We start from the raw sequence: 20849 nt of genomic DNA on the forward strand, positions 1-20849 counted from the left end.
TCCGTCCGTGCCCACACCGCCCCGCACGCCCCGTCCCCGGCCCGCCGCCCGCCGCGTACCGGCGCGACGGCCGCGGCGGCCCCGGTGGGGGATGCGGATGGCGACGGCGCTCTCCGTGACGGTCCTCGCGGCGGGCGGGATCGGGCACGCCCTGGTGACCGGCCTGGACACCGGGCTCACCCGGGTCGACCCCTTCAAGGACATGAAGAACCGGCCGCAGGCCGGGCACGGGATGAACGTGCTCGTCGTCGGCACGGACGGCCGGGACCGGATCAGCGCGGAGGAGCGGGCGAAGTACCGGCTCGGCGGCGCGCCCTGCAACTGCACCGACACGGTGATGCTGGTGCACGTCTCGGAGGACCGGGACCGGGCGAGCGTGGTGAGCCTGCCCCGCGACTCGTACGCCGAGATGCCCGAGCACACCGACCTCACCAGCGGCGAGAAGCACCACGCGCACCCGGTGAAGCTGAACGCGGCCTACGCGGAGGGCGGGCCCGCGCTGACCGTGCGGACCGTGGAGTCGATGACCGGCGTCAAGATCGACCACTACCTGGAGGTCGACTTCACCAGCTTCATGCGGACCGTGGACGCGGTCGGCGGGGTGCGGATCTGTACGACGAAGCCGCTGAAGGACGCGTACACCGGGCTCGACCTGGCCCCCGGCTCCCACGAGCTGGACGGCGGGCAGGCCCTGCAGTACGTGCGCTCCCGGCACATCGACGGGGCGGCCGACATCGGGCGGATGCAGCGGCAGCAGAAGTTCGTGGCGGCGCTGGTGGAGCGGGTGACGAGCGGCGGGGTGCTGTTCAACCCGGTGCGGTTCCGGGCGGTGGCCACCAGCATGTTGAGCTCCGTACGGGCCGACGAGGGCTTCGGCACGGACCAGATGCTGTCGCTCTCCAAGGCGATGCGCGGCTTCACGCCGGCGTCGTCGGAGTTCGTGTCCGTGCCGGTCGGGGACATGAGCTTCCCGGTGAAGGGCATCGGCTCGACGGTGAAGTGGGACGCGGCGAAGGCCCAGCAGCTCTTCCAGGCGCTGCGGGAGGACCGGCCGATCGCCCCGCGCAAGGCGGCGACCTCGGCGAAGGCGCCGAAGGACGTCGTGGTGGACGTGGCGCCGGACACGGTCCGGGTGCAGGTCTACAACGGGACCCGGACGGACGGCCTCGGCCGGAAGGTCGACGACGCGCTGCGCGGGACCGGCTTCGCCACCACCCGGACGCCGAGGACGGCGGAGGGGGCGGAGCGGGAGCGCACGGTCGTGGAGTACGACCCGCGCTGGGACCGCTCGGCGAAGTCCCTGGCGGCGGCCCTGCCGGGCGCGGAGCTGAAGGCGGTGGCGGGCAGGGGCGGAACGCTGCGGGTGGTCGTGGGGGCGGACTACAAGGGCGTCCGGGCGGTCCGCGCGGAGGAGCCGGAGAAGCCGTTCGAGGCGGTGACGGGCGACCAGGTGGTGTGCCCGTGATCGGGCCGGGGCCGGAGTCCGGCCCCGTGTGCCCCGTACGGATCAGTCCTCGTACGCCTCGGTCCCCGTACGTCCCGGTCCCCGTACGCCTCAGTCCTCGTACCCCTCCGCCACCCGGCGTTCCCGGAGTTCCTTGATCGCCTGGCGGCGGGCCAGGCGGTGGGTGCGGCGGATCTGGGCCTCCTGGTTGCGGCGCTTGTCCTTCTCCGTCTCCGGGACGACCTGCGGGACCGGGCGGGGCTTGCCCTCCGCGTCGACGGCCGCGAAGACCAGATAGGCGGAGCCGACCTGGGTGGCGGGCGTGGACTCGTTCCAGCGCTCGGCCATGACCCGGACGCCGACCTCCATGGAGGACCGGCCCGTCCAGTTGACCTGGGCCTTCACGTGGACCAGGTCGCCGACCCTGACGGGCTCCAGGAAGACCATCTCGTCCATGGAGGCGGTCACGGCGGGCCCGCCCGAGTGCCGGCCCGCGACGGCGCCCGCCGCGTCGTCCACCAGCTTCATGATCACGCCGCCGTGCACCGTGCCCAGGAGGTTGGTGTCGTGGCTGGTCATGATGTGGCTGAGGGTGGTGCGGGAGGCCGAGGTGGGCTTGCCCGGGATATCGCCCTGATCTGTCATGCCCTCCACCTTATGCCGGACCTCCGTGACGCCCCCGTTCGGTCCGCTTTGCATCAGCTTGGCAACAGCACCGCCCCGATCCTCCACCCGCCCTGTCGCCGGGAAACCCCCGCCCGGCACACTGTTCCCCATGAATGACTGGCCCGATGACGGCGGATACGGCCGCGGCCCCGCGAACCCCCGGCCCGAGGGTCCTCGCAGGATGAGCCACGTGCAGCGCCCGCAGGTTCCGCAGCAGCCGCCCCGTTACGACCAGGGCCAGGACCGGGACTACAACCCGAGCTTCACCCAGGCTCAGGGCACCGGCTACGACTCCGGTTACAACACGGGCCAGGTCTACGGCGGCGCCCAGGGCGGCGCTCCCCAGGGCGGCGACGGCCGGGGCGGCATCCCCCCGCAGTACGCGCCCCCGGGCTCCGGCGGCTCCGGGAGCGGTCCCGCCCCCGACTGGCGCAAGCGGATCAAGGTCGGCTCGATCGTCCTGGTCGTCGGCGTCCTCGCCTGGGGCATCGGCACGTACGCCTGGGCGAGCTCGCAGATGCGCAACGAGGTGGACCTCTCCAAGGTCATCGAGCGCCCGTCCGAGGGCGACTGCACCACGTACCTGATCGTCGGCTCCGACAGCCGCGAGGGCATGTCGGCCGAGGAGAAGAAGAAGCTGCACACCGGCTCCGCCGAGGGCAAGCGGACCGACTCGATGATGATCCTCGCGGCCTGCTCCAGCGGGAACACGATGGTCTCTCTGCCGCGCGACTCCTGGGTGACGATCCCGTCGTTCGTCGGCTCCGAGTCGGGCAAGAAGTACGGGGCCCGCGGCGGCTCCAAGCTGAACGCGGCGTACGCGATGGACGGCCCCGAGCTGCTCGTGCGGACCGTGGAGTACAACACCGGGCTGCGCATCGACCACTACGCGGAGATCGGCTTCGCCGGCTTCGCGAACATCGTGGACGCGCTCGGCGGCGTCGAGCTGAACATCGAGAAGGGCTTCAAGGACAAGAAGTCCGGCGCGGACTTCCAGGCCGGCACGCAGACCCTCAACGGCGAGCAGGCCCTGGCCTTCGTCCGCACCCGGTACGCCTTCGCCGAGTCGGACCTGGCGCGGACGAAGAACCAGCAGAAGTTCCTCTCCGCCCTGGCCAACCAGGCGGCGACGCCGGGCACGATCCTCAACCCGTTCGCGCTGTACCCGACGCTGGGCGCCGGCCTGGACACGCTGATCGTGGACAAGGACATGTCCCTGTACGACCTGGGCAAGATGTTCTTCGCCATGAAGGGCATCAGCGGCGGCGACGGCAAGTCCATGAACATCCCGATCTCGGGCACCGCCCCGCAGGGCTCCCTGAAGTGGGACATGCCGAAGGTGAAGCAGCTGGTGGAGCAGATCAGGAACGACCAGAAGGTCACGGTCGAGTCGAACCGCTGACCCCGGGGGACGGACGGGCCGGGGCACGGCCGAGCCCCCCACCAGGGCACGGCTATGCTCGGGCAGGCATTCCGCCCGACCCCTCTGGAGTACCGCATGGCCCTCAAGATCACCGTGATCGGCACCGGCTACCTCGGCGCCACCCACGCCGCGGCCATGGCGGAACTGGGATTCGAGGTCCTCGGCCTCGACGTCGTCCCCGAGAAGATCGAGCTGCTGTCCTCCGGCCGGGTCCCGATGTACGAGCCGGGGCTCGAGGACCTGCTCGCGAAGCACGTCGCCGGCATCGAGGGGTCGAGCGGCCGGCTGCGGTTCACCACCTCCTGGGAGGAGGTGGGCGCCTTCGGCGACGTGCACTTCGTCTGCGTCAACACCCCGCAGAAGCACGGCGAGTACGCCTGTGACATGAGTTACGTGGACGCCGCCTTCACCTCCCTCGCCGGGGTCGTACGGGAAGGGGCCCTGGTCGTCGGCAAGTCGACCGTGCCGGTCGGCTCGGCCGAGCGGCTCGCGGCCCTGCTCCCGGCGGGCGTCGAGCTCGCCTGGAACCCCGAGTTCCTGCGGGAGGGCTTCGCCGTCGGCGACACCCTGCACCCGGACCGGATCGTGGTCGGCGTGCGCGGCGAGCGGGCCGAGAAGCTGCTGCGCGAGGTGTACGCGGTGCCGGTCGGGGAGGGTTCGCCGTTCGTGGTGACCGACTTCCCGACGGCGGAGCTGGTGAAGACCGCCGCGAACTCCTTCCTCGCCACCAAGATCTCCTTCATCAACGCGATGGCGGAGGTCTGCGAGGCCGCCGACGGCGACGTCGCCAAGCTGGCGGAGGCCATCGGGCACGACGAGCGGATCGGCTCCAAGTTCCTGCGGGCCGGCATCGGCTTCGGCGGCGGCTGCCTGCCGAAGGACATCCGGGCGTTCATGGCCCGGGCGGGCGAGCTGGGCGCCGACCAGGCGCTGACCTTCCTGCGCGAGATCGACTCGATCAACATGCGGCGGCGCGGCCAGATGGTGGAGATGACCCGCGAGGTCCTGGGCGGGAACTCCTTCCTGGGCCGCCGGGTCGCCGTCCTCGGCGCCACCTTCAAGCCGGACTCGGACGACGTCCGCGACTCCCCCGCCCTGAACGTGGCCGGGCAGATACACCTCCAGGGCGGCCAGGTCACCGTCTACGACCCGAAGGGCATGGAGAACGCCCGCCGGCTCTTCCCGACCCTGGGGTACGCGGACTCGGCCCTGGAGGCCGTGCGCGGGGCGGACGTGGTGCTGCACCTGACGGAGTGGCGCGAGTTCCGCGAGCTGGACCCGGCGGAGCTGGGCGAAGCGGTGTCCGCCCGGATCGTCCTCGACGGCCGCAACGCGCTCGACGCGGCGCGGTGGCGCGACGCGGGCTGGACGTACCGGGCGATGGGACGTCCGCGGGCGTAGGGCCCGGGGACCTGGGGGGAAAGAACGGCGCGATGAGCACCACCATGAGCGGATTCGTACGGACGATGGCCGCCGTGGCCGTCGGAGCGGTGCTGGTCACCGGGTGCGGCGGCGGGTCGGAGGGCGGCTCGAAGGCCCCGGCCGCCTTCGGCAGGGAGGCCGCCCAGGCGGACCTGGACGCGGCGGGGAAGGCCGCCGGGCTGCCCGGCGCGGCGCAGCCGAAGTCCCCGGAGCCGGTGGACCCGTCCGGCGGTCCGGCCACCGAGGAGGAGCGGAAGCGGAAGGACGTGGCGGACCGGATGGCGGCCTGCTCGGCCGTCTGGTCCACCCGCGACCAGAAGCCCGCCGAGGCGGAGCGGCGGTTCCGCGACGTCCTCGCGGCCCTCGCGGAGCGCGGCTGGAAGGAGCACAGGCCCGTGGAGCGGGTGACGCTCGACGAGGACGGCTTCGTGCTGATGGCCCAGTACAAGAAGCGGGGGTGGACCCTCTTCGCCCGGCACACCGACACGGACGCGTTCCGCATGGCCACGATCACGGCCACGGAGGACGCCTGCGCGGCCCGGTTCACGGACGCGGAACTGGAGCTCCTGGAGGACTAGCCGGGGCCTTGCCCGGCAGCGGAGTGGGTAGGCGGGAACAGGAGAACACTCCCGCTTCCGCGGAACCCGCGCGGAGCCCCTGTGAAAGACCCCTGTGAAAGAGGAGAGCCATGCCCGTCGCCACCCTGCGGTCCGTCGTCCTGGACTGTCCCGACCCGCTGTCCCTCGCCACCTTCTACGCCGGGATCCTCGGCGGCTCGCCGCAGGTCTCGGAGGATTCCGAGGAGGGGGACTCCTGGGTGGTCCTCTCCGGGCACGACGGCACCCAACTCGCCTTCCAGGAGGTCGCCGGGTACGTCGCGCCGCGCTGGCCCGAGGAGGACGGCGGGCAGCAGTTCCACCTGGACCTGACCGTGGACGACCTCGACCGGGGCGAGGAGCAGGTGCTCGCGCTCGGCGCCAAGCTGCTCGACGCGGGCGGGCCCGACCGCGACTTCCGCGTGTACGCGGACCCGGTCGGGCACCCGTTCTGCCTCTGCGTGGACCTGTAGGTCCGGTCAGGCGCCCCGGCCGTCCAGGGACTCGATCGTCGCGTTCGACGGGGCCGTGCGGTCCCTCAGGTCGCGGGAGACGGCTTCCGCGTCGCGCAGGACGCGGACCGCGTTGGACCAGGTCAGCTTGGCCAGGTCCGGGTGCGACCAGCCGCGGTGGAGGAGTTCCGCGACCAGGTTCGGGTAGCCGGCGACGTCGTCCAGGCCCGAGGGGGTGAAGGCCGTGCCGTCGTAGTCGCCGCCGATGCCGATGTGGTCGATGCCGGCGGCCTCGCGCATGTGGTCGAGGTGGTCGGCGACCGTGGCGGCGGTGGCGACCGGACGCGGGTTCGCCTCCTCGAAGGCGCGGTGCAGCGCCATCGCCTCGGCGGTGGTGTCGAGGTGGTCGAAGCCGTGCTCCCGCAGGTTCTCGTCCGCCCGCGCGGTCCACTCGACGGCCGCCGGAAGGATGAACTTGGGCACGAAGGTCGCCATCACCACGCCGCCGTTGGCGGGCAGCCGCTCCAGGACGTCGTCCGGGACGTTGCGCGGGTGGTCGCAGACCGCGCGGGACGAGGAGTGCGAGAAGATCACCGGCGCGGCGGTGGCGTCGAGGGCGTCCCGCATGGTCGTGGCGGCCACGTGCGAGAGGTCGACCAACATGCCGGAGCGGTTCATCTCGCGGACGACCTGCCGGCCGAAGGCGGAGAGCCCGCCGACGCCGGGGTCGTCGGTCGCCGAGTCCGCCCAGTCGTTGTTGTCGTTGTGGGTGAGCGTCATGTAGCGCACGCCCAGGGCGTGCAGCGCGCGCAGGGTGGCGAGGGAGTTGTTGATCGAGTGGCCGCCCTCGGCCCCCTTGAGGGAGGCGATGCGGCCCTGCTTGCGGGCCGCCTCCATGTCGTCCGCCGTCAGCGCGGGCGCCAGGTCGGCGGCGTACCGCTCCAGGAGCTGGTCGACCACGTCGATCTGCTCCAGGGTGGCGCTGACGGCGTCGTCCCCGGTGAACCGGCAGGGCACGTACACCGACCAGAACTGGGCGCCGACGCCGCCGGCCCGCAGCCGGGCCAGGTCGGTGTGGAGCGCGCCGGTCTGGTCGGCCGCGATGTCCATGCGGTCCAGGTCGTAGCGGACGTGCTCGCGCAGGGCCCACGGCAGGTCGTTGTGGCCGTCCACCACCGGGTGGCCGGCGAGCAGCTCGCGCGCCTCGGCGAGGCGGTCGGCGGCGGTCACCGGGCGAAGCCGAAGGACTCGGCGCCCTCGACCTTGGCGCGCAGCCGCTTGCCCTTCTCGGTGGCCTGGTCGTTCAGCTCCCGCTGGAAGGCGCGCATCCGGTCGAGGAGCGCCGGGTCGTGCGCGGCCAGGATCCGGGCCGCGAGCAGGCCCGCGTTGCGGGCGCCGCCGACGGAGACCGTGGCGACCGGGACGCCGGCCGGCATCTGCACGATGGAGAGCAGCGAGTCCATGCCGTCGAGGTACTTCAGCGGCACCGGCACGCCGATGACCGGCAGCGGGGTGACGGAGGCGAGCATCCCCGGCAGGTGGGCGGCGCCGCCCGCGCCCGCGACGATCGCCCTGAGCCCGCGCCCGGCGGCCTCCTCGCCGTACGCGATCATCTCGCGCGGCATCCGGTGCGCGGAGACGACGTCGACCTCGTACGGGATCTCGAACTCGTCCAGGGCCTGGGCGGCGGCCTCCATGACGGGCCAGTCGGAGTCCGAACCCATGACGATGCCGACGACGGGGCTGGTGCTCATTCGGTGATCGTTCCTCGCAGGTAGCCGGCGGCGTGGCGGGCGCGCTCCAGCACGTCGTCCAGGTCGTCGCCGTAGGTGTTGACGTGGCCCACCTTGCGGCCGGGCTTCACGTCCTTTCCGTACATGTGGATCTTGAGCTGCGGGTCCCTGGCCATGCAGTGCAGGTACGCGGAGTACATGTCCGGGTAGTCGCCGCCCAGGACATTGCACATCACGGTCCACCGCGCGCGGGGGCGCGGGTCGCCGAGGGGCAGGTCGAGGACCGCCCGGACGTGGTTGGCGAACTGCGAGGTGATCGCGCCGTCCTGGGTCCAGTGGCCGGAGTTGTGCGGGCGCATCGCCAGCTCGTTGACGAGGATCCGGCCGTCCGTGGTCTCGAAGAGCTCCACGGCGAGGTGGCCGACGACGCCCAGTTCGCGGGCGATCCGCAGCGCCAGCTCCTGCGCCCGTCCGGACAGCTCCTCGGACAGGTCGGGGGCGGGGGCGATCACGGTGTCGCAGACGCCGTCGACCTGGCGGGACTCCACGACCGGGTAGGCGACGGCCTGGCCGTGCGGGGAGCGGACGATGTTCGCCGCCAGCTCGCGCGCGAAGTCGACCTTCTCCTCCGCGAGGACCGGGACGCCGGCCAGGAAGGGGTCGCGGGCGTCCTCGGGCGAACGCACGAACCAGACGCCCTTGCCGTCGTAGCCGCCGCGCACGGTCTTGAGGATGATCGGGAAGCCCCCGACCTCGGCCGCGAAGGCCTCCGCGTCCGCCGGGTCCGCGACGATGCGGTGCCGGGGGCTCGGCGCGCCGATCTCGTCGAGCCGGGCGCGCATCACCCCCTTGTCCTGCGCGTGCACCAGCGCGTCGGGCCCCGGCCGGACGGGGATGCCGTCCGCCTCCAGGGCCCGCAGGTGCTCGGTGGGGACGTGCTCGTGATCGAAGGTGATCACGTCGCATCCGCGCGCGAAGTCACGCAGCGTGTCCAGGTCGCGATAGTCGCCGACGACGACCTCGCTCACCACCTGGGCCGCGGAGTCCTGCGGGGTGTCACTGAGGAGCTTGAACTTGATGCCGAGGGGGATGCCCGCCTCGTGGGTCATACGGGCGAGCTGACCGCCACCGACCATGCCGACTACCGGAAACGTCACCCTCTTAGGGTATCCGCACCATCGGGGAACACGCGTCCGGCTGTGTTTTGTCACAAGAGGGGACCCCTGGGGCGGGTGCGGCGAGGGGCGAGGTTCGGCCACGGTTCGCGCGGTACACCGGCATGTGCCAGAGGCCCTGGTTAGCATGGACCGTGTTGACGTCACCCGGGCGTCACCCGGACGGACGGGACAGAGCCATCACCATGAGTGAACCCGGCGCGCTGCGCACGCGACTCGACCGGCTCTTCCGCGAGGTCGCGAAGTTCGGTGCCGTGGGTGCCGTGGGGGTTCTGGTGGACCTCGGGGTCTTCAACCTCGTGCGCCACTTCACGGACCTGCCCGTCGTACGGGCGAGCGTCATCGCCACCGTGGTCGCGATCGCGTTCAACTACATCGGGTTCCGGTACTTCACCTACCGTGACCGGGACAAGGGCAGGCGCACCAAGGAGATGTCCCTCTTCCTGGTCTTCAGCCTGATCGGCCTGGTCATCCAGAACGGGCTGCTCTACGCGGCGACGTACGGCTTCGGCTGGGACGGCCCGCTGGCCAGCAACTTCTTCAAGTTCTTCGGGATCGGGATCGCGACCCTGTTCCGCTTCTGGTCGTACCGCACCTGGGTCTTCCGCGCCCTGCCGGCGAAGGAGGCCGTGCAGACCGCCGAATCGTTCCTGGAGCAGGCGCCGCCGCGGCAGGCGACCCGCCGCCAGCCCGACCGGGTCTGACCCGGGCCCTTCACCGTACGGGGCGGTCCGACGGCCGGTCCGAGACGCTCTTGGCCTCGCGGCCCAGGAAGAGCGCGAAGACCGGCGGCTGCTGCTGGAGGAGCTCCAGGCGGCCGCCGTCCGCCTCGGCGAGGTCGCGGGCGACCGCCAGGCCGATGCCGGTGGAGCTGCGGCCGCTGACGGCCCGCTCGAAGATCCGCGCGCCGAGGTCGGCCGGGACGCCCGGCCCCTCGTCGGTGACCTCGATCACGGACTGGTTGCCGGTGACCCGGGTCCGCAGGGCGACCGTGCCGCCGCCGTGCATGAGCGAGTTCTCGATCAGGGCGGCGAGGACCTGGGCGACCGCGCCCGGGGTGCCCACGGCCCGCATCCCCTGCTTGCCGGAGTGCACGATGGCCCGCCCCGCGCTGCGGTAGGCCGGCCGCCACTCCTCGATCTGCTGCTTGACGACCTCGTCCAGGTCGAAGGCGACGGCGGAGCCGGTCCGGGGGTCGCGGGAGTTGGTGAGGAGCCGCTCCACGACGTCGGTGAGCCGCTCGACCTGGGTGAGCGCGATCGTCGCCTCCTCCTTGACCGTGTCCAGGTCGTCGGCGAGGGCGACCTCCTCCAGGCGCATGGAGAGCGCGGTGAGGGGGGTGCGGAGCTGGTGGGAGGCATCGGCGGCGAGCCGGCGCTCGGCGGTGAGCATCCGGGCGATCCGCTCGGCGGAGGCGTCGAGGACATCCGCGACCCGGTCCAGCTCGGGCACCCCGTACCGCTTGTGCCGGGGGCGCGGGTCGCCGGAGCCGAGGCGCTCGGCGGTCTCCGCGAGGTCGGTGAGCGGGGAGGCGAGCCGGTTGGCCTGCCGTACGGCGAGGAGGACGGCGGCGACGACGGCGAGCAGGGCCACCGCGCCGATGATCAGGAGGGTGCGGCCGACCTCGGCGGTGACGGCCGAGCGGGGCTCCTCGACGATCACGGTCTCGCCGCGCTCGCCCTCGGCGCTGCCCCGGATGACCTCGCCCTCGGGGCGCTCCCCGATCGAGATGGGGTCGCGGCCGGGGATGAGGATCTGCGCGTACCGCTTGGCGCCGCTCTGCTCGGCGAGGATGTCCGGGTTGACCGGCTCGCCGCCGATGAGCCGGCTGTCGACGATGGAGACGATCCGCAGCGCCTCCGAGTCCACGCTCTCCTGGGCACTGCCGGCGATCGTGCGGGTCTCGACGATGACGAGGGAGACGCCGAAGACGGCGATGACGACGAGCACCACGGCGAGCGTGGAGTTGATCAGACGGCGGCGCACGGAGGCTCTTTCGCTGGGGGGCGGCTCTTCTCCCGGGGGTCAGCTCTTCTCGAAGGGGTCAGCTCTTCTCGAAGGGGTCAGCTCTTCTCGAAGCGGAAGCCGACGCCGCGCACGGTGGCGATGTAGCGCGGGTTCGCCGCGTCGTCGCCGAGCTTCTTGCGCAGCCAGGAGATGTGCATGTCGAGGGTCTTGGTGGAGGACCACCAGGTGGTGTCCCAGACCTCGCGCATCAGCTGGTCGCGGGTGACGACCCGGCCGGCGTCCCGGACGAGGACCCGGAGCAGGTCGAACTCCTTGGCGGTGAGCTGGAGCTCCTCGTCGCCCATCCAGGCGCGGTGCGACTCGACGTCGATCCGCACGCCGTGGGTGGAGGGGGCGGCGACGGGCTCGGCGGCGCCGCGCCGGAGCAGGGCCCGGACCCGGGCGAGGAGCTCGGCGAGCCGGAAGGGCTTGGTGACGTAGTCGTCGGCGCCCGCGTCGAGCCCGACGACGGTGTCGACCTCGTCGGCGCGGGCGGTGAGCACCAGGATGGGGATGGCGTGTCCCTCGGCGCGCAGCCGCCGGGCGACCTCCAGGCCGTCCATGCCGGGGAGGCCCAGGTCGAGCACGACCAGGTCGACGCCGCCCTGGAGGCCGGTGTCGAGCGCGGTGGGGCCGTCCTCGCGGACCTCGACCTCGTACCCCTCCCTCCGCAGGGCGCGGGCCAGCGGTTCCGAGATGGACGCGTCGTCCTCGGCGAGCAGTACACGGGTCATGGGGTGATGGTAGTCCGCACGGCACCCGGCCCGGGGTGCGATCCGCCGGGCCCGGGGAGACCCTGCGGATCTTGTGGGCATCTTGTGTGTGACCTTCGAATGACCCTGTACGGTTGCACTATCGCCTGTGATCCATCTCTCAAGTCCTTCCATATCCGGCACTGTCGTGTCGTATGGTGTTGAGGCGTCTGTAGCGGTATTCGGGGACCTTTGGCCGGCTTGGTGGGTCGGGGTCCTCTTTTCTGCGTGAGGTCGGCCCTGCCACCCTCGAGGACGCCGAATGACCTGTGGGCCGGGTTCCGGGACGTGAAGACGCGTCTCCCGGGGCGTGGATCCCGGCGGAGTTCCACGATTCCGCCGGTGCCGGCCTCCCCCACCGGGCGCACCCCGCTCACAAGGCGAGCGTCCCGACAGAGCAAGGATCGACATGGCGTCCAGCCTGACGGCGTCCTCTACCGGGATTCCCGAGTACGAGAAGACGTTCCTCGGCCACCCCCGGGGCCTGGCCACCCTCTTCATGACCGAGATGTGGGAGCGCTTCTCCTACTACGGCATGAGGGCCCTTCTGGTCCTGTACCTGGTCTCCGGCGGCGTGGACGCCGCCACGGGCAGCCAGGGCGGCGGTCTCGCGATGACCGCGGCGACGGCGACGGCGATCTACTCCGTCTACGTCTCGATGGTCTACCTCATGGCCATGCCCGGCGGCTGGTTCGGCGACCGCGTCTGGGGTGCCCGCAAGACGGTCGCGATAGCCGCGTCCGTGATCATGCTCGGCCACGTCGCGCTGGCCGTCCCCGGCCAGGCGATGTTCTTCGTCGGCCTCGCGCTCGTCGCGGTCGGCTCCGGTCTGCTGAAGGCCAACATCTCGACGATGGTCGGCCACCTGTACAAGGACGCGGACGACCCGCGCCGCGACGGTGGCTTCACGCTCTTCTACGTCGGCATCAACCTGGGCGCGTTCTTCGCCCCGCTGGTGATCGGCACCGTCGGCGAGAAGGTCAACTGGCACCTGGGCTTCGCCCTGGCCGCCGTCGGCATGGGCCTGGGCCTGGCCGTCTTCCTGGCCTTCGCCAAGACGCTGAACCCGAAGAGCAGCGAGGTCCCGAACCCGCTGTCGCCGGAGGAGCGCAAGGCCGTCCTCACGAAGACCGCCGCCGTCGTCGCCGTGGCCGCCGTGTTCTACGGCACCGTGGTCGCCCTCGGCATGTACACCCTGAACTGGGCGATGGTCCCGATCACCCTCGCGGGCCTGATCATCCCGGTCGCCGTCCTGGCGCGCATCAAGCGCGACAAGGACCTGAGCACCGGCGAGCAGTCCCGGGTGACCGGCTACATCTGGTTCTTCGTGGCCGCCGCCATCTTCTGGATGATCTACGACCAGGGCGGCTCGACGCTGTCGCTGTTCGCGGACGACAAGACCGCGAGCACCATCTTCGGCTTCGGCTTCCCGGCCACCTGGTACCAGTCGCTGAACCCGCTGTTCGTGATGGCGCTCGCCCCGGTCTTCGCCTGGCTGTGGCTGTGGCTGGCCCGCAAGAACCAGGAGCCGAACACCATCGTGAAGTTCGCGATGGGCCTGGTCCTGGTCGGCGCGTCCTTCTTCGTCTTCATCGTCCCGATGAACATGGCGGGCGACGGCACCAAGGTCTCCCCGATGTGGCTGGTCACGATCTACATGATCCAGACCATCGGCGAGCTGTGCCTCTCCCCGGTCGGCCTCTCCGTCACCACGAAGATGGCGCCGCAGAAGTACGCCTCCCAGATGATGGGCGTGTGGTTCCTCGCGGTCACCGCCGGCGACTGCACCACCGGTCTGCTGTCGATCGCGGGCGTCGACCTCAACGGGACGGGGATCATCGCGATGGAGGCGGCCCTGGCGGTCCTGGCCGGATTCGCGATCTGGATGTACCGCAAGAAGGTCCAGAACCTCATGGGCGACGTCCACTGACGCTCCCCCGCCGCTTCACGCGCGAGGCCGCCGCACCGGACCGGTGCGGCGGCCTTCGCCGTTCTGGGGGGCTTCCGGCGGCCCGGGCGGTCGCCGGGGGCGGAGAAAGCCCGGCCGGTCAGTCGCCGGGGGCGGAGAGCTCGGCCCAGACGGTCTTGCCGGGGGCCCCGGGGGTGCGCTCGATGCCCCAGTCGCGGCAGAGCCGCTGCACGATGAACATGCCGTGGCCGCCGGGGCGTCCGGCGCGGTGCGGGGTGCGCGGGGCGGGCTGGCCGGCGCCGCGGTCGGTGACTTCGAGTCGCAGCACCTTGGGCAGCCGCAGGACGCGCAGGCTCTCGGGCCCGTCGGCGTGCAGGCAGGCGTTGGTGACCAGCTCGGAGACGACCAGGAGGACGTCCTCGGCGGCGGCCCTGCGGTCGGCGGTGTCGGCGGGCAGCCAGCCCCACTCGTGGAGCGCCGTCCGCGTGAAGTCGCGGGCGAGCGGCACCGTGCCGCTGGTCTCGCCGAGGGCGAGCGTACGGACGTCGGAAGCGTGGTCCATCAGCGCTTCACCTCACCGATCGACGGGACGGGGACAGGACGTGCGGAGCCGGGGCGCGGCGGGCCGGAGGCCCGGGGCGCCGGGAGCGGCGGGCCCGTGCGGGACCGGCCCCCTCGGGCCCCGCTCACTCGGGCAGCGCGGTCGCGAGCGTCTCGTGGACGGTGAAGACGGTGTCCGCGCCCGTGATGTGGAACACCCGGGCCACCGCGGGCCGCATCCCCACCAGGTGCACCGCGCCACCGGCGGCGTCCGCCCGCAGCCGGGCACCGAGCAGGACGTTGAGTCCGGTCGAGTCGCAGAACTCCAGACCGGAGCAGTCGACGACGAGCCGCGAACGGCCCGCGTCCAGTGCCCCGTCCAGGGGTTCGCGCAGGAGTTCGGCGGTGTGGTGGTCGAGTTCGCCCACCGGGGTGAGGACTTCGCTCTCCCCCACGGTCCGCGTCTCGACCCGCAGCCGCGCGGGCAGTGCGCTGCCGATGTGTTCGCGGTCCATGGCCGTGCCTCTTCTCGCTCTCGCGGATGCCGACTGACGTGCCTCGAACACTACAAGCGGGGCGGCCTCCGATGCACACGAGGTCCATCTCATAACCAGACAAACGGGATTATTGGCACTTGCAACCTTCAGGGTCGAGCAGGTAGGGCTAGAGAGAACACCCGAAACGGCCGGCTTGGAGGCGCCGCAAACCGCTGCGAGAAGAACCCGAAGGAGACCCATGTCACCCCGGCTCGACGCCACGCGTACCCCCGACGCGCCGTCGGCAACCCTTTCCGTCGACCCCACCACCCCGCTCCCCGCCACCCCCCTCCCCGACGAGCTCGCCGACCGGCTGCTCGACCGGCCCCTCGACCGGATCGGCCCGGTCGACGCGCGCGCCCTGTCGAAGGACCTCTTCGCCCGCCTCGCGGAGCTGGAGGAGGGCACCCACGACCACGCGTACGTCCGCAACACCCTCGTCGAACTGAACCTCGCCCTCGTCCGCTTCGCCGCCGCCCGGTTCGGCACCCGCAGCGAGCCGATGGAGGACATCGTCCAGGTCGGCACCATCGGCCTCATCAAGGCGATCGACCGCTTCGAGCTCTCCCGCGGCGTGGAGTTCCCCACGTTCGCGATGCCGACCATCATCGGCGAGATCAAGCGCTTCTTCCGCGACACCTCCTGGTCCGTGCACGTACCCCGCCGCCTCCAGGAGCTCCGCCTCGACCTCGCCCGGGCCACGGACACCCTGTCCCAGCGCCTGGACCGCGCCCCCACCGTCGCCGAGCTCGCCGAGGAACTCGGCATCGCGCCGGAGGAGGTCGTCGAGGGCATGACGGCGAGCAACGCGTACACCGCCAGCTCGCTCGACGCCCAGCCCACCGAGGAGGACGGCGGAGGCGGCGAGGCCGCGCTCGCCGACCGGCTCGGCTACGAGGACAACGGCATCGCCGGCATCGAGTACATCGCCTCCCTCAAGCCGATGATCGCCTCGCTGCCCTCCCGCGAGCGGCGGATCCTCTCCCTGCGCTTCGTCTCCGGCATGACCCAGTCGGAGATCGGCGAGGAGCTCGGCATCTCCCAGATGCACGTCTCCCGGCTCCTGGCCCGCACCCTCACCCGGCTGCGCCAGGGCCTCACTCTGGAGGAATGACCTCCGGCTCCCGCCCCGAGCCGCCAAAATGGCCGCAGCCGTGAAGACGGCCGCGGAAAGGGCCCGTTCACGGTCTGCCGACCCTGGACGGGCCCTTCCGCGCACCACCAGGCGTACGACCGGGGCGCGTTGTTGACGCGCCGTCCGGAATGGGCCACATTGAGCCCGGGGGTTCAGGGGGGAATCACATGGTTTCTGCGTACGCGGAGCTGGAAGGGCTCATGCGCGGCAGGCTCGGGGGCAGGGAGTGCCTCTACGTGCCGTCGTGCCGCTTCGGCCTCTACCTCGCGCTGCGCCACTGGTGCAGACCCGGCGGCAGGGTCCTGATGTCACCGGTCAACGACGACGTCATCCTCTTCGTCGTCCTCGCCGCGGGCCTGCGCCCGGTGCAGGCGCCGCTCGACCCGCGCGACGGCTCCGTCGACGCGGCCGCCGTCCCCGACTCCGTCTGGAGCGGCCTGTCCGCCGTCCTCACCACCAATCTGTACGGCAACCCCGACCCGGCACCGGAGCTGCGGGAGCGCTGCGACCGGCTCGGCGTCCCGCTGATCGAGGACGCGGCCCACGCGATCGGCTCCACCGTCGGCGGACGCCCGGTCGGCACGTACGGCGAGGCGTCCGTCTTCAGCCTCTCCAAGCACGTCCACGCCAAGACGGGCGGCTTCCTCGCCCTCGCCGACCCGGCCCTGCGCGACGAACTGGCCGCCGCCCGCGACGCGTTGCTGCACCCGACCCGCCCCACCGCCGAACTCGCCCACCTGACAAGGCCGTACGCGGAGGCCGCCGTGCGCGGACTGCGCCTGACCGGGGCCGCCCGCGCCGCCCTGCGGACCCTCGGCCTGGAGGAGCGGGAGGAGATACGGATGCCGCTCCGCCCCGGCGCGCTGGAGCGGGCCCTCCCGGCCGCGCCCGCCCTGGACCCCTTCCACTCCTGGATCCGCGTCGACATGCACGACTACCGGCTCCGGCCGGGCCCCGCCCGGCTCCGCCGCACCGGCCGCCGCCTGGCCCGGCTCGACACCGTCCTCGACGCCCACCGGGCGGGCACCGCCCGCCTCCTCGCCAGCGAGTACGGCTCCGCCGGCGGTGGGCCCGGCGCGGAGCCCCAGCCGCTCTTCCGGGTGCCGCTGCTCGTCGAGGACCGGGACGCGGCCGTCGCCGCCCTCGCCCGGCGCCGGATCACCACCGGCTACCTCTACGACCCGCCGCTCGACGCCTACGCGGGCGAGCGCTTCACCGACCCCTCCCCCGCGCCGGAGCGCGCCGCCTGGTTCGCCCGGCACGCCCTGCCCGTGGACCCGCGCCGCGCGGACGACGCCCTCGCCGCCCTGCGGACCGCGGGACTGCGGCCCGCCCACCCGTCGGCGGCCCTCGGCGGCGCCCGGTGACCGAGACCGTACGACTGCGGGGCACGGACCGCGCGGAGGACGAGGAGCCGCCGCGCGGGGCCCCGGAGGAGAAGGCGCCCGGGGACTCCGGCGACGACTCCGGCGAGAGCTCCATGTTCCGCAACGCCTACGCCCTGATGCTCTCCACCGGCGTCTCCGCCGCCCTCGGCCTCGGCTTCTGGCTGGTCGCCGCCCGCTACTACTCCGAGGAGGCCGTCGGCCAGGGCTCCGCCGCCATCGCCGCCCAGCGGCTCCTCGCCTCCCTCACCGCGACCACGATGATCGGCGCCGTCGTCCGGTACGTGCCCCGGGCGGGCCGCGCCACCGGGCCGCTCGTCCTGCGCCTGTACCTGGTCAGCACCGTCGTCGTCACCGTGGCCTGCGGGATCTTCCTGCTCACCCTGGACTGGTGGGGACCCTCGTACGCCCCCCTCGGCACCCTGTCCGCCGGGCTCTTCTTCACCGCCTCCTGCGTCGGCTGGGCGCTGCTCACCCTCCAGGACGGCGTCCTCACCGGACTGCGGCGGGCGATCTGGGTCCCCGTCGGCAACGCGGTCTTCTCGCTCGGCAAGCTGATCCTGCTCGTCGCCCTGGCCGCCGCCGTGCCCGTGCTCGGCGTCTTCGTCTCCTGGTCGGCGGCGATCGCCCTCTCGGTGGTCCCGCTCGCCTGGCTCGTCTTCCGGCGGCTCATCCCCCGGCAGGCGCACGCCGACCGGGACCGCGAACCGCCCCGGCTGCGCGAGATCGGCCGCTTCATGGCCGGGGACTCCGTCGGCGCGCTCTTCAGCCTCGCCATGATCAACCTGCTGCCGGTGATGGTCGCCGTCCGCTTCGACGCCGCCCACAACGCCTTCTTCTACACGGCGTACACCGTCGGCGGCACGATGGAGTTCATGGCCATCAACATGGCCTCCTCGCTCACCGCGCACGCCTCGCACAGCCCGGAGTCCCTCGCCGAGGGCGTCAGGGGCGCGCTGCGCCGCATGGCGCTGCTCCTCGTCCCGGTCGTCCTCGTCCTCGTCGTCTTCGCCCCGCTGATCCTCGCCCCCTTCGGCGGCGACTACGCCGAGCACGGCACGACCGTGCTCCGGCTGCTGGCCGCCGCCGCGCTCCCCCGGGTCGCCGTCGAGCTGTACATCGGCGTGCTGCGCGTCCAGGGGCGCACGGGGATGCTGGCCGCCGTCCAGGGCGCGATGTGCGTGCTGGTCCTCGGCAGCGCGGCCGCCCTCCTCGGCCCGTACGGCATCGGCGGCGCCGGGATCGCCGTCCTCGTCTCGATGACCGTGATGGCGGCGGTGTGCGTGCCGGGGCTGCGGGCCGTCCTGAAGGGCCGGACGGCGGTGGCGCCGCCCCGGGAGGCCGCGCGGACGAAGGCCAGGGCCGAGGACGGCTACGGCACCAACTGGGCGCGCGAGAGCGCCTATCTGCGCGGGGCGCACGACTCGGTGACGCCCGCGTTCGGCATCCCCGTCTTCGTCCCCCCGGAGCGGGCGGCGGAGGACCGGCGGCCGGCGCCCGCCCCGGCGGCGACGGACCGTCCTCCGGAGCGGTGGGCGACCCCGCTGTGGCTGCTGCTCGGCCTGGCGGCGGGGCTCTTCTGGTTCCCGCTGGCCCACTCCCACGAGCTGGACGTCGAGGAGCTGTCCGGCACCGGGCTGCTCTCCGCGCTGCCGCCCGTCACGCTCCTCGCCGGGCTGCTGCTCGTCGCCCTCCAGGGCGCCGCCGCGGTCCCGCGCGCCTTCCGGCCGGGCTTCGCCGCCACGGTCCTGCTCACCACCTTCCTCGCCCTGCACACCGCCCCGCCGCTGCTCGGCCTGCGGCCCGCCGACGCGGAGGGGCCCGGCGCCGCGCTCCTGGGCGAGGGCGTGGAGCGGGCGGTCGTCCCGATCGCCCTCCAGGCCCTGTGCCTGCTGCTCGCGGCCGTGCTGCTGCGGGTGCTCGGGGCGGGCGCCCGGGTCACGGCCGGGGTGGTGTGGGTGCTGGTCTGGGCCGGCTGGGCGGGACAGCAGGCCTTCGCCGCCGCCCCGCTCCCGCTCTTCCTGGGCCTGGCCGGGACCACGATGGCGGTGTGCGCCTTCCGGGGCCTGGCGGGGGGCCGCCGCTGACCCGGACGCCGGTCAGTCCCGCGGCACCTCCTGCCGGAAGTACGGGTCCTGCCCGGCGGTCCGGTAGCCCTCGAGAGCCGGGCCCCTGTCGACGGTCAGGTCGCAGCCGGGGCCGGGAACCTCCCGGTTCCAGTGCACGTACGCGCGTGCCTCCGGCAGCGTCGGCGCCACCTGCGGGATCTTCGCGTACCAGTCGCGCTGCCGCTCGGGCCGCTCCGGGTCGGGGGCGGTGGAGAACTCGGAGAGCATGATGGGCTTGTCGGCGGAGACGTTCTTCCGCATCCAGTCGTAGCTGGGGCGCTGGCTCCGGTCGAAGTCCAGCCAGTCCGGCGACTTGTGGCAGAGGTAGTAGTTGTACTGGTCCATGCCGATCCAGTCGACGTAGTCGTCGCCGGGGTACAGCCGCTTCATCGTCTCCGCGTTGCCGAGCCAGCCGGAGACGGTCCACACCCACACGACGTTGGTGACGCCGAGCTCCTCGAAGCGGTCGCGGACGTGCCGGTAGGCGGCGACGTACTCCTCCGGGGTCCCGGCGCCCTCCGGGATGCGGAAGTCGGCCTCCTGGTCGAAGGAGAAGAAGACCCGCTTGCCGTACGCCTTGACGCGCAGCGCCTGCGGGTCGATGACGGAGGCGTCGTACGTCCCGGCGGCGATGTTCTTCCAGCCGAGCTGCCTCTCGGTCCAGTTCGCGTGGTGCTTCTCGGTCCAGACCGTGGACTCCCAGGCGAGCATCAGGAGCCGCTCGCGGCCGAGTTCGACCTCGTCGGGGGTGAGCAGCTGCCCGTCGGCCTCGCTGCCCGACATGTCGTGGTACGTGTAGACGAGGTCGAGCTTCCGGCCGATCTTCTTCTCGAAGGCGTGCACGGGCCGGGTGAGCGAGCTGTCCTCGTCGTACGGGATGTAGGCGCCCCACCAGGCCCCGCACGGCGGGGCGAGGACGGCGTCGGGGGCGCAGTCCCTCCCCTCGCCCTCGCGCAGGGCCGACCAGACGCCGATGCCCGCGGTCAGCGCGCCGACGGCCGCGAGGGCGACGGCGATCCGGGACGCGGTCCCGGAGCCCCCCTGCCACCCGGTCATCCGCCCCCACCGGCCCCGCGTTTGCGCAACGGCGGGACGCGGGCGCCGTCGCGCTCGACGGCCCCGCGCGTGGCGGCCGGGAGGGGCACGCCGGGCAGGGTGGAGGCGACGGTCACGAAGAGCGCCAGGACCACCAGGAAGAAGGTGAGCGAGAAGGCCTGCGAGAGGAACATCGCGGTCGCGGTGAGCGTGGCGACGGAGAGGCTGACCGGCGCGGCGAGCGCCAGGGCCTCCAGGCGGGCGCCGGGGCGGAGGCCGACCGGCTGCGGGAGCAGCAGGGCGAGGCCGGGCGCGAGGGAGACGAAGGCGAGGACGGGGATCCAGCGCAGCGGGGAGCCGCCGGGGAACGCCGTCGCGGCGAGGGCGACCCAGCCGGAGGCCGCGAGGGCGGCTCTGCGCTGGACGCGCGGGGTCAGGCGTGGGTGGGCCATGGCGGGTAGCTGCTCCTCGGGCTCGGGTGTGCTGCGTCGTGCGGGGCTCGTCTGCCGGTGGCGGTCCGGGGGCTTGTCC

Annotated in this window: 20 protein-coding genes; 10 read left to right on the top strand and 10 right to left on the bottom strand. The window is 72.7% G+C overall.

Translation table 11 applies throughout. The features are described 5' to 3' along the window. The first annotated feature begins 91 nt into the window (after nucleotides 1-91). Complete coding sequence (locus tag ACIQVI_RS27710; RefSeq protein ID WP_403600644.1) at nucleotides 92-1465, top strand: LCP family protein; 1374 nt, start codon at nucleotides 92-94, stop codon at nucleotides 1463-1465. Nucleotides 1466-1555: 90 nt separating this feature from the next. Here the strand turns inward: ACIQVI_RS27710 and ACIQVI_RS27715 are convergent, their stop codons facing one another. Further along, nucleotides 1556-2089 (bottom strand): acyl-CoA thioesterase, encoded by a 534-nt coding sequence (locus ACIQVI_RS27715; RefSeq protein WP_121829844.1) that lies wholly within the window; start codon nucleotides 2087-2089, stop codon nucleotides 1556-1558. A gap of 130 nt (nucleotides 2090-2219) precedes the next feature. Between ACIQVI_RS27715 and ACIQVI_RS27720 the strand changes: the two genes are divergently transcribed. From ACIQVI_RS27720 to ACIQVI_RS27735, 4 genes are all read left to right on the top strand, one after another. Next, a complete protein-coding gene (locus tag ACIQVI_RS27720) occupies nucleotides 2220-3512 on the top strand; it encodes an LCP family protein (RefSeq protein WP_351973732.1) in 1293 nt (430 codons plus the stop codon). A gap of 96 nt (nucleotides 3513-3608) precedes the next feature. After that, nucleotides 3609-4934, top strand: a complete 1326-nt coding sequence (locus ACIQVI_RS27725; RefSeq protein WP_403600648.1) for a UDP-glucose dehydrogenase family protein — start codon at nucleotides 3609-3611, stop codon at nucleotides 4932-4934. Between the two features lie 32 nt (nucleotides 4935-4966). Then, entirely contained in the window at nucleotides 4967-5533 is a 567-nt protein-coding gene (locus ACIQVI_RS27730; RefSeq protein ID WP_351973730.1) for a hypothetical protein, read from the top strand. A gap of 110 nt (nucleotides 5534-5643) precedes the next feature. Next, complete coding sequence (locus ACIQVI_RS27735; RefSeq protein ID WP_403600653.1) at nucleotides 5644-6024, top strand: VOC family protein; 381 nt, start codon at nucleotides 5644-5646, stop codon at nucleotides 6022-6024. A gap of 6 nt (nucleotides 6025-6030) precedes the next feature. Here the strand turns inward: ACIQVI_RS27735 and ACIQVI_RS27740 are convergent, their stop codons facing one another. From ACIQVI_RS27740 to ACIQVI_RS27750, 3 genes are read right to left on the bottom strand one after another with little or no spacing between them, the layout of a single operon-like run. Beyond that, nucleotides 6031-7233, bottom strand: coding sequence for a dipeptidase (locus tag ACIQVI_RS27740; RefSeq protein ID WP_403600656.1), 1203 nt, complete (start codon nucleotides 7231-7233; stop codon nucleotides 6031-6033). Continuing rightward, on the bottom strand, nucleotides 7230-7757 hold the full coding sequence (gene purE, locus ACIQVI_RS27745) for a 5-(carboxyamino)imidazole ribonucleotide mutase (RefSeq protein ID WP_351971431.1): 528 nt from the start codon (nucleotides 7755-7757) through the stop codon (nucleotides 7230-7232). The genes ACIQVI_RS27740 and purE overlap by 4 nt, the downstream gene beginning before the upstream one ends. Beyond that, a complete protein-coding gene (locus ACIQVI_RS27750) occupies nucleotides 7754-8893 on the bottom strand; it encodes a 5-(carboxyamino)imidazole ribonucleotide synthase (protein WP_403600659.1) in 1140 nt (379 codons plus the stop codon). Before ACIQVI_RS27750 ends, purE begins: the two co-directional genes overlap by 4 nt. A 203-nt stretch (nucleotides 8894-9096) precedes the next feature. Between ACIQVI_RS27750 and ACIQVI_RS27755 the strand changes: the two genes are divergently transcribed. Beyond that, nucleotides 9097-9615, top strand: coding sequence for a GtrA family protein (locus ACIQVI_RS27755; protein ID WP_351971429.1), 519 nt, complete (start codon nucleotides 9097-9099; stop codon nucleotides 9613-9615). Between the two features lie 10 nt (nucleotides 9616-9625). On the opposite strand, the gene ACIQVI_RS27760 is transcribed toward ACIQVI_RS27755, so the two are convergent. Both ACIQVI_RS27760 and ACIQVI_RS27765 read right to left on the bottom strand, forming a co-directional pair. Beyond that, entirely contained in the window at nucleotides 9626-10897 is a 1272-nt protein-coding gene (locus ACIQVI_RS27760; RefSeq protein WP_351971428.1) for an ATP-binding protein, read from the bottom strand. Nucleotides 10898-10974: 77 nt separating this feature from the next. Further along, entirely contained in the window at nucleotides 10975-11652 is a 678-nt protein-coding gene (locus ACIQVI_RS27765; protein WP_351971427.1) for a response regulator transcription factor, read from the bottom strand. A 427-nt stretch (nucleotides 11653-12079) separates the two neighbouring features. On the opposite strand from ACIQVI_RS27765, the gene ACIQVI_RS27770 reads away from it, so the two are divergent. After that, on the top strand, nucleotides 12080-13600 hold the full coding sequence (locus ACIQVI_RS27770) for an oligopeptide:H+ symporter (protein ID WP_351971426.1): 1521 nt from the start codon (nucleotides 12080-12082) through the stop codon (nucleotides 13598-13600). Between the two features lie 118 nt (nucleotides 13601-13718). Here ACIQVI_RS27770 and ACIQVI_RS27775 read toward each other — a convergent pair whose 3' ends face one another. Further along, the gene (locus tag ACIQVI_RS27775) at nucleotides 13719-14141 is read right to left on the bottom strand and encodes an ATP-binding protein (protein WP_351971425.1); all 423 of its coding nucleotides are present in this window, start codon (nucleotides 14139-14141) and stop codon (nucleotides 13719-13721) included. Between the two features lie 124 nt (nucleotides 14142-14265). Further along, entirely contained in the window at nucleotides 14266-14634 is a 369-nt protein-coding gene (locus tag ACIQVI_RS27780; protein WP_121829831.1) for an STAS domain-containing protein, read from the bottom strand. 220 nt (nucleotides 14635-14854) lie between these two features. Here ACIQVI_RS27780 and ACIQVI_RS27785 point away from each other — a divergent pair, with 220 nt between their 5' ends. From ACIQVI_RS27785 to ACIQVI_RS27795, 3 genes are all read left to right on the top strand, one after another. After that, a complete protein-coding gene (locus ACIQVI_RS27785) occupies nucleotides 14855-15769 on the top strand; it encodes an RNA polymerase sigma factor SigF (RefSeq protein ID WP_351971424.1) in 915 nt (304 codons plus the stop codon). Between the two features lie 188 nt (nucleotides 15770-15957). Beyond that, a complete protein-coding gene (locus tag ACIQVI_RS27790; protein ID WP_403600666.1) occupies nucleotides 15958-17157 on the top strand; it encodes a DegT/DnrJ/EryC1/StrS family aminotransferase in 1200 nt (399 codons plus the stop codon). Next, complete coding sequence (locus ACIQVI_RS27795; RefSeq protein WP_403600669.1) at nucleotides 17154-19262, top strand: lipopolysaccharide biosynthesis protein; 2109 nt, start codon at nucleotides 17154-17156, stop codon at nucleotides 19260-19262. Before ACIQVI_RS27790 ends, ACIQVI_RS27795 begins: the two co-directional genes overlap by 4 nt. Nucleotides 19263-19274: 12 nt before the next feature. Here ACIQVI_RS27795 and ACIQVI_RS27800 read toward each other — a convergent pair whose 3' ends face one another. Then, the gene (locus ACIQVI_RS27800) at nucleotides 19275-20339 is read right to left on the bottom strand and encodes a glycosyl hydrolase (RefSeq protein ID WP_403600672.1); all 1065 of its coding nucleotides are present in this window, start codon (nucleotides 20337-20339) and stop codon (nucleotides 19275-19277) included. After that, nucleotides 20336-20770, bottom strand: a complete 435-nt coding sequence (locus ACIQVI_RS27805) for a hypothetical protein (RefSeq protein WP_403600675.1) — start codon at nucleotides 20768-20770, stop codon at nucleotides 20336-20338. The genes ACIQVI_RS27800 and ACIQVI_RS27805 overlap by 4 nt, the downstream gene beginning before the upstream one ends. Nucleotides 20771-20849 lie beyond the last annotated feature (79 nt).

This window comes from Streptomyces sp. NPDC098101 (assembly GCF_044760185.1).
Lineage (GTDB): Bacteria > Actinomycetota > Actinomycetes > Streptomycetales > Streptomycetaceae > Streptomyces.

Excerpts from the sequence above, each read along its gene's own strand:
- ACIQVI_RS27710 (WP_403600644.1), top strand. The coding sequence starts at position 92 with ATGCGGATGGCGACGGCGCTCTCCGTGACGGTCCTCGCGGCGGGCGGG.
- ACIQVI_RS27715 (WP_121829844.1), bottom strand. The coding sequence starts at position 2,089 with ATGACAGATCAGGGCGATATCCCGGGCAAGCCCACCTCGGCCTCCCGC.
- ACIQVI_RS27720 (WP_351973732.1), top strand. The coding sequence starts at position 2,220 with ATGAATGACTGGCCCGATGACGGCGGATACGGCCGCGGCCCCGCGAAC.
- ACIQVI_RS27725 (WP_403600648.1), top strand. The coding sequence starts at position 3,609 with ATGGCCCTCAAGATCACCGTGATCGGCACCGGCTACCTCGGCGCCACC.
- ACIQVI_RS27730 (WP_351973730.1), top strand. The coding sequence starts at position 4,967 with ATGAGCACCACCATGAGCGGATTCGTACGGACGATGGCCGCCGTGGCC.
- ACIQVI_RS27735 (WP_403600653.1), top strand. The coding sequence starts at position 5,644 with ATGCCCGTCGCCACCCTGCGGTCCGTCGTCCTGGACTGTCCCGACCCG.
- purE (WP_351971431.1), bottom strand. The coding sequence starts at position 7,757 with ATGAGCACCAGCCCCGTCGTCGGCATCGTCATGGGTTCGGACTCCGAC.
- ACIQVI_RS27755 (WP_351971429.1), top strand. The coding sequence starts at position 9,097 with ATGAGTGAACCCGGCGCGCTGCGCACGCGACTCGACCGGCTCTTCCGC.
- ACIQVI_RS27765 (WP_351971427.1), bottom strand. The coding sequence starts at position 11,652 with ATGACCCGTGTACTGCTCGCCGAGGACGACGCGTCCATCTCGGAACCG.
- ACIQVI_RS27770 (WP_351971426.1), top strand. The coding sequence starts at position 12,080 with ATGGCGTCCAGCCTGACGGCGTCCTCTACCGGGATTCCCGAGTACGAG.
- ACIQVI_RS27775 (WP_351971425.1), bottom strand. The coding sequence starts at position 14,141 with ATGGACCACGCTTCCGACGTCCGTACGCTCGCCCTCGGCGAGACCAGC.
- ACIQVI_RS27780 (WP_121829831.1), bottom strand. The coding sequence starts at position 14,634 with ATGGACCGCGAACACATCGGCAGCGCACTGCCCGCGCGGCTGCGGGTC.
- ACIQVI_RS27785 (WP_351971424.1), top strand. The coding sequence starts at position 14,855 with ATGTCACCCCGGCTCGACGCCACGCGTACCCCCGACGCGCCGTCGGCA.
- ACIQVI_RS27790 (WP_403600666.1), top strand. The coding sequence starts at position 15,958 with ATGGTTTCTGCGTACGCGGAGCTGGAAGGGCTCATGCGCGGCAGGCTC.
- ACIQVI_RS27800 (WP_403600672.1), bottom strand. The coding sequence starts at position 20,339 with ATGACCGGGTGGCAGGGGGGCTCCGGGACCGCGTCCCGGATCGCCGTC.
- ACIQVI_RS27805 (WP_403600675.1), bottom strand. The coding sequence starts at position 20,770 with ATGGCCCACCCACGCCTGACCCCGCGCGTCCAGCGCAGAGCCGCCCTC.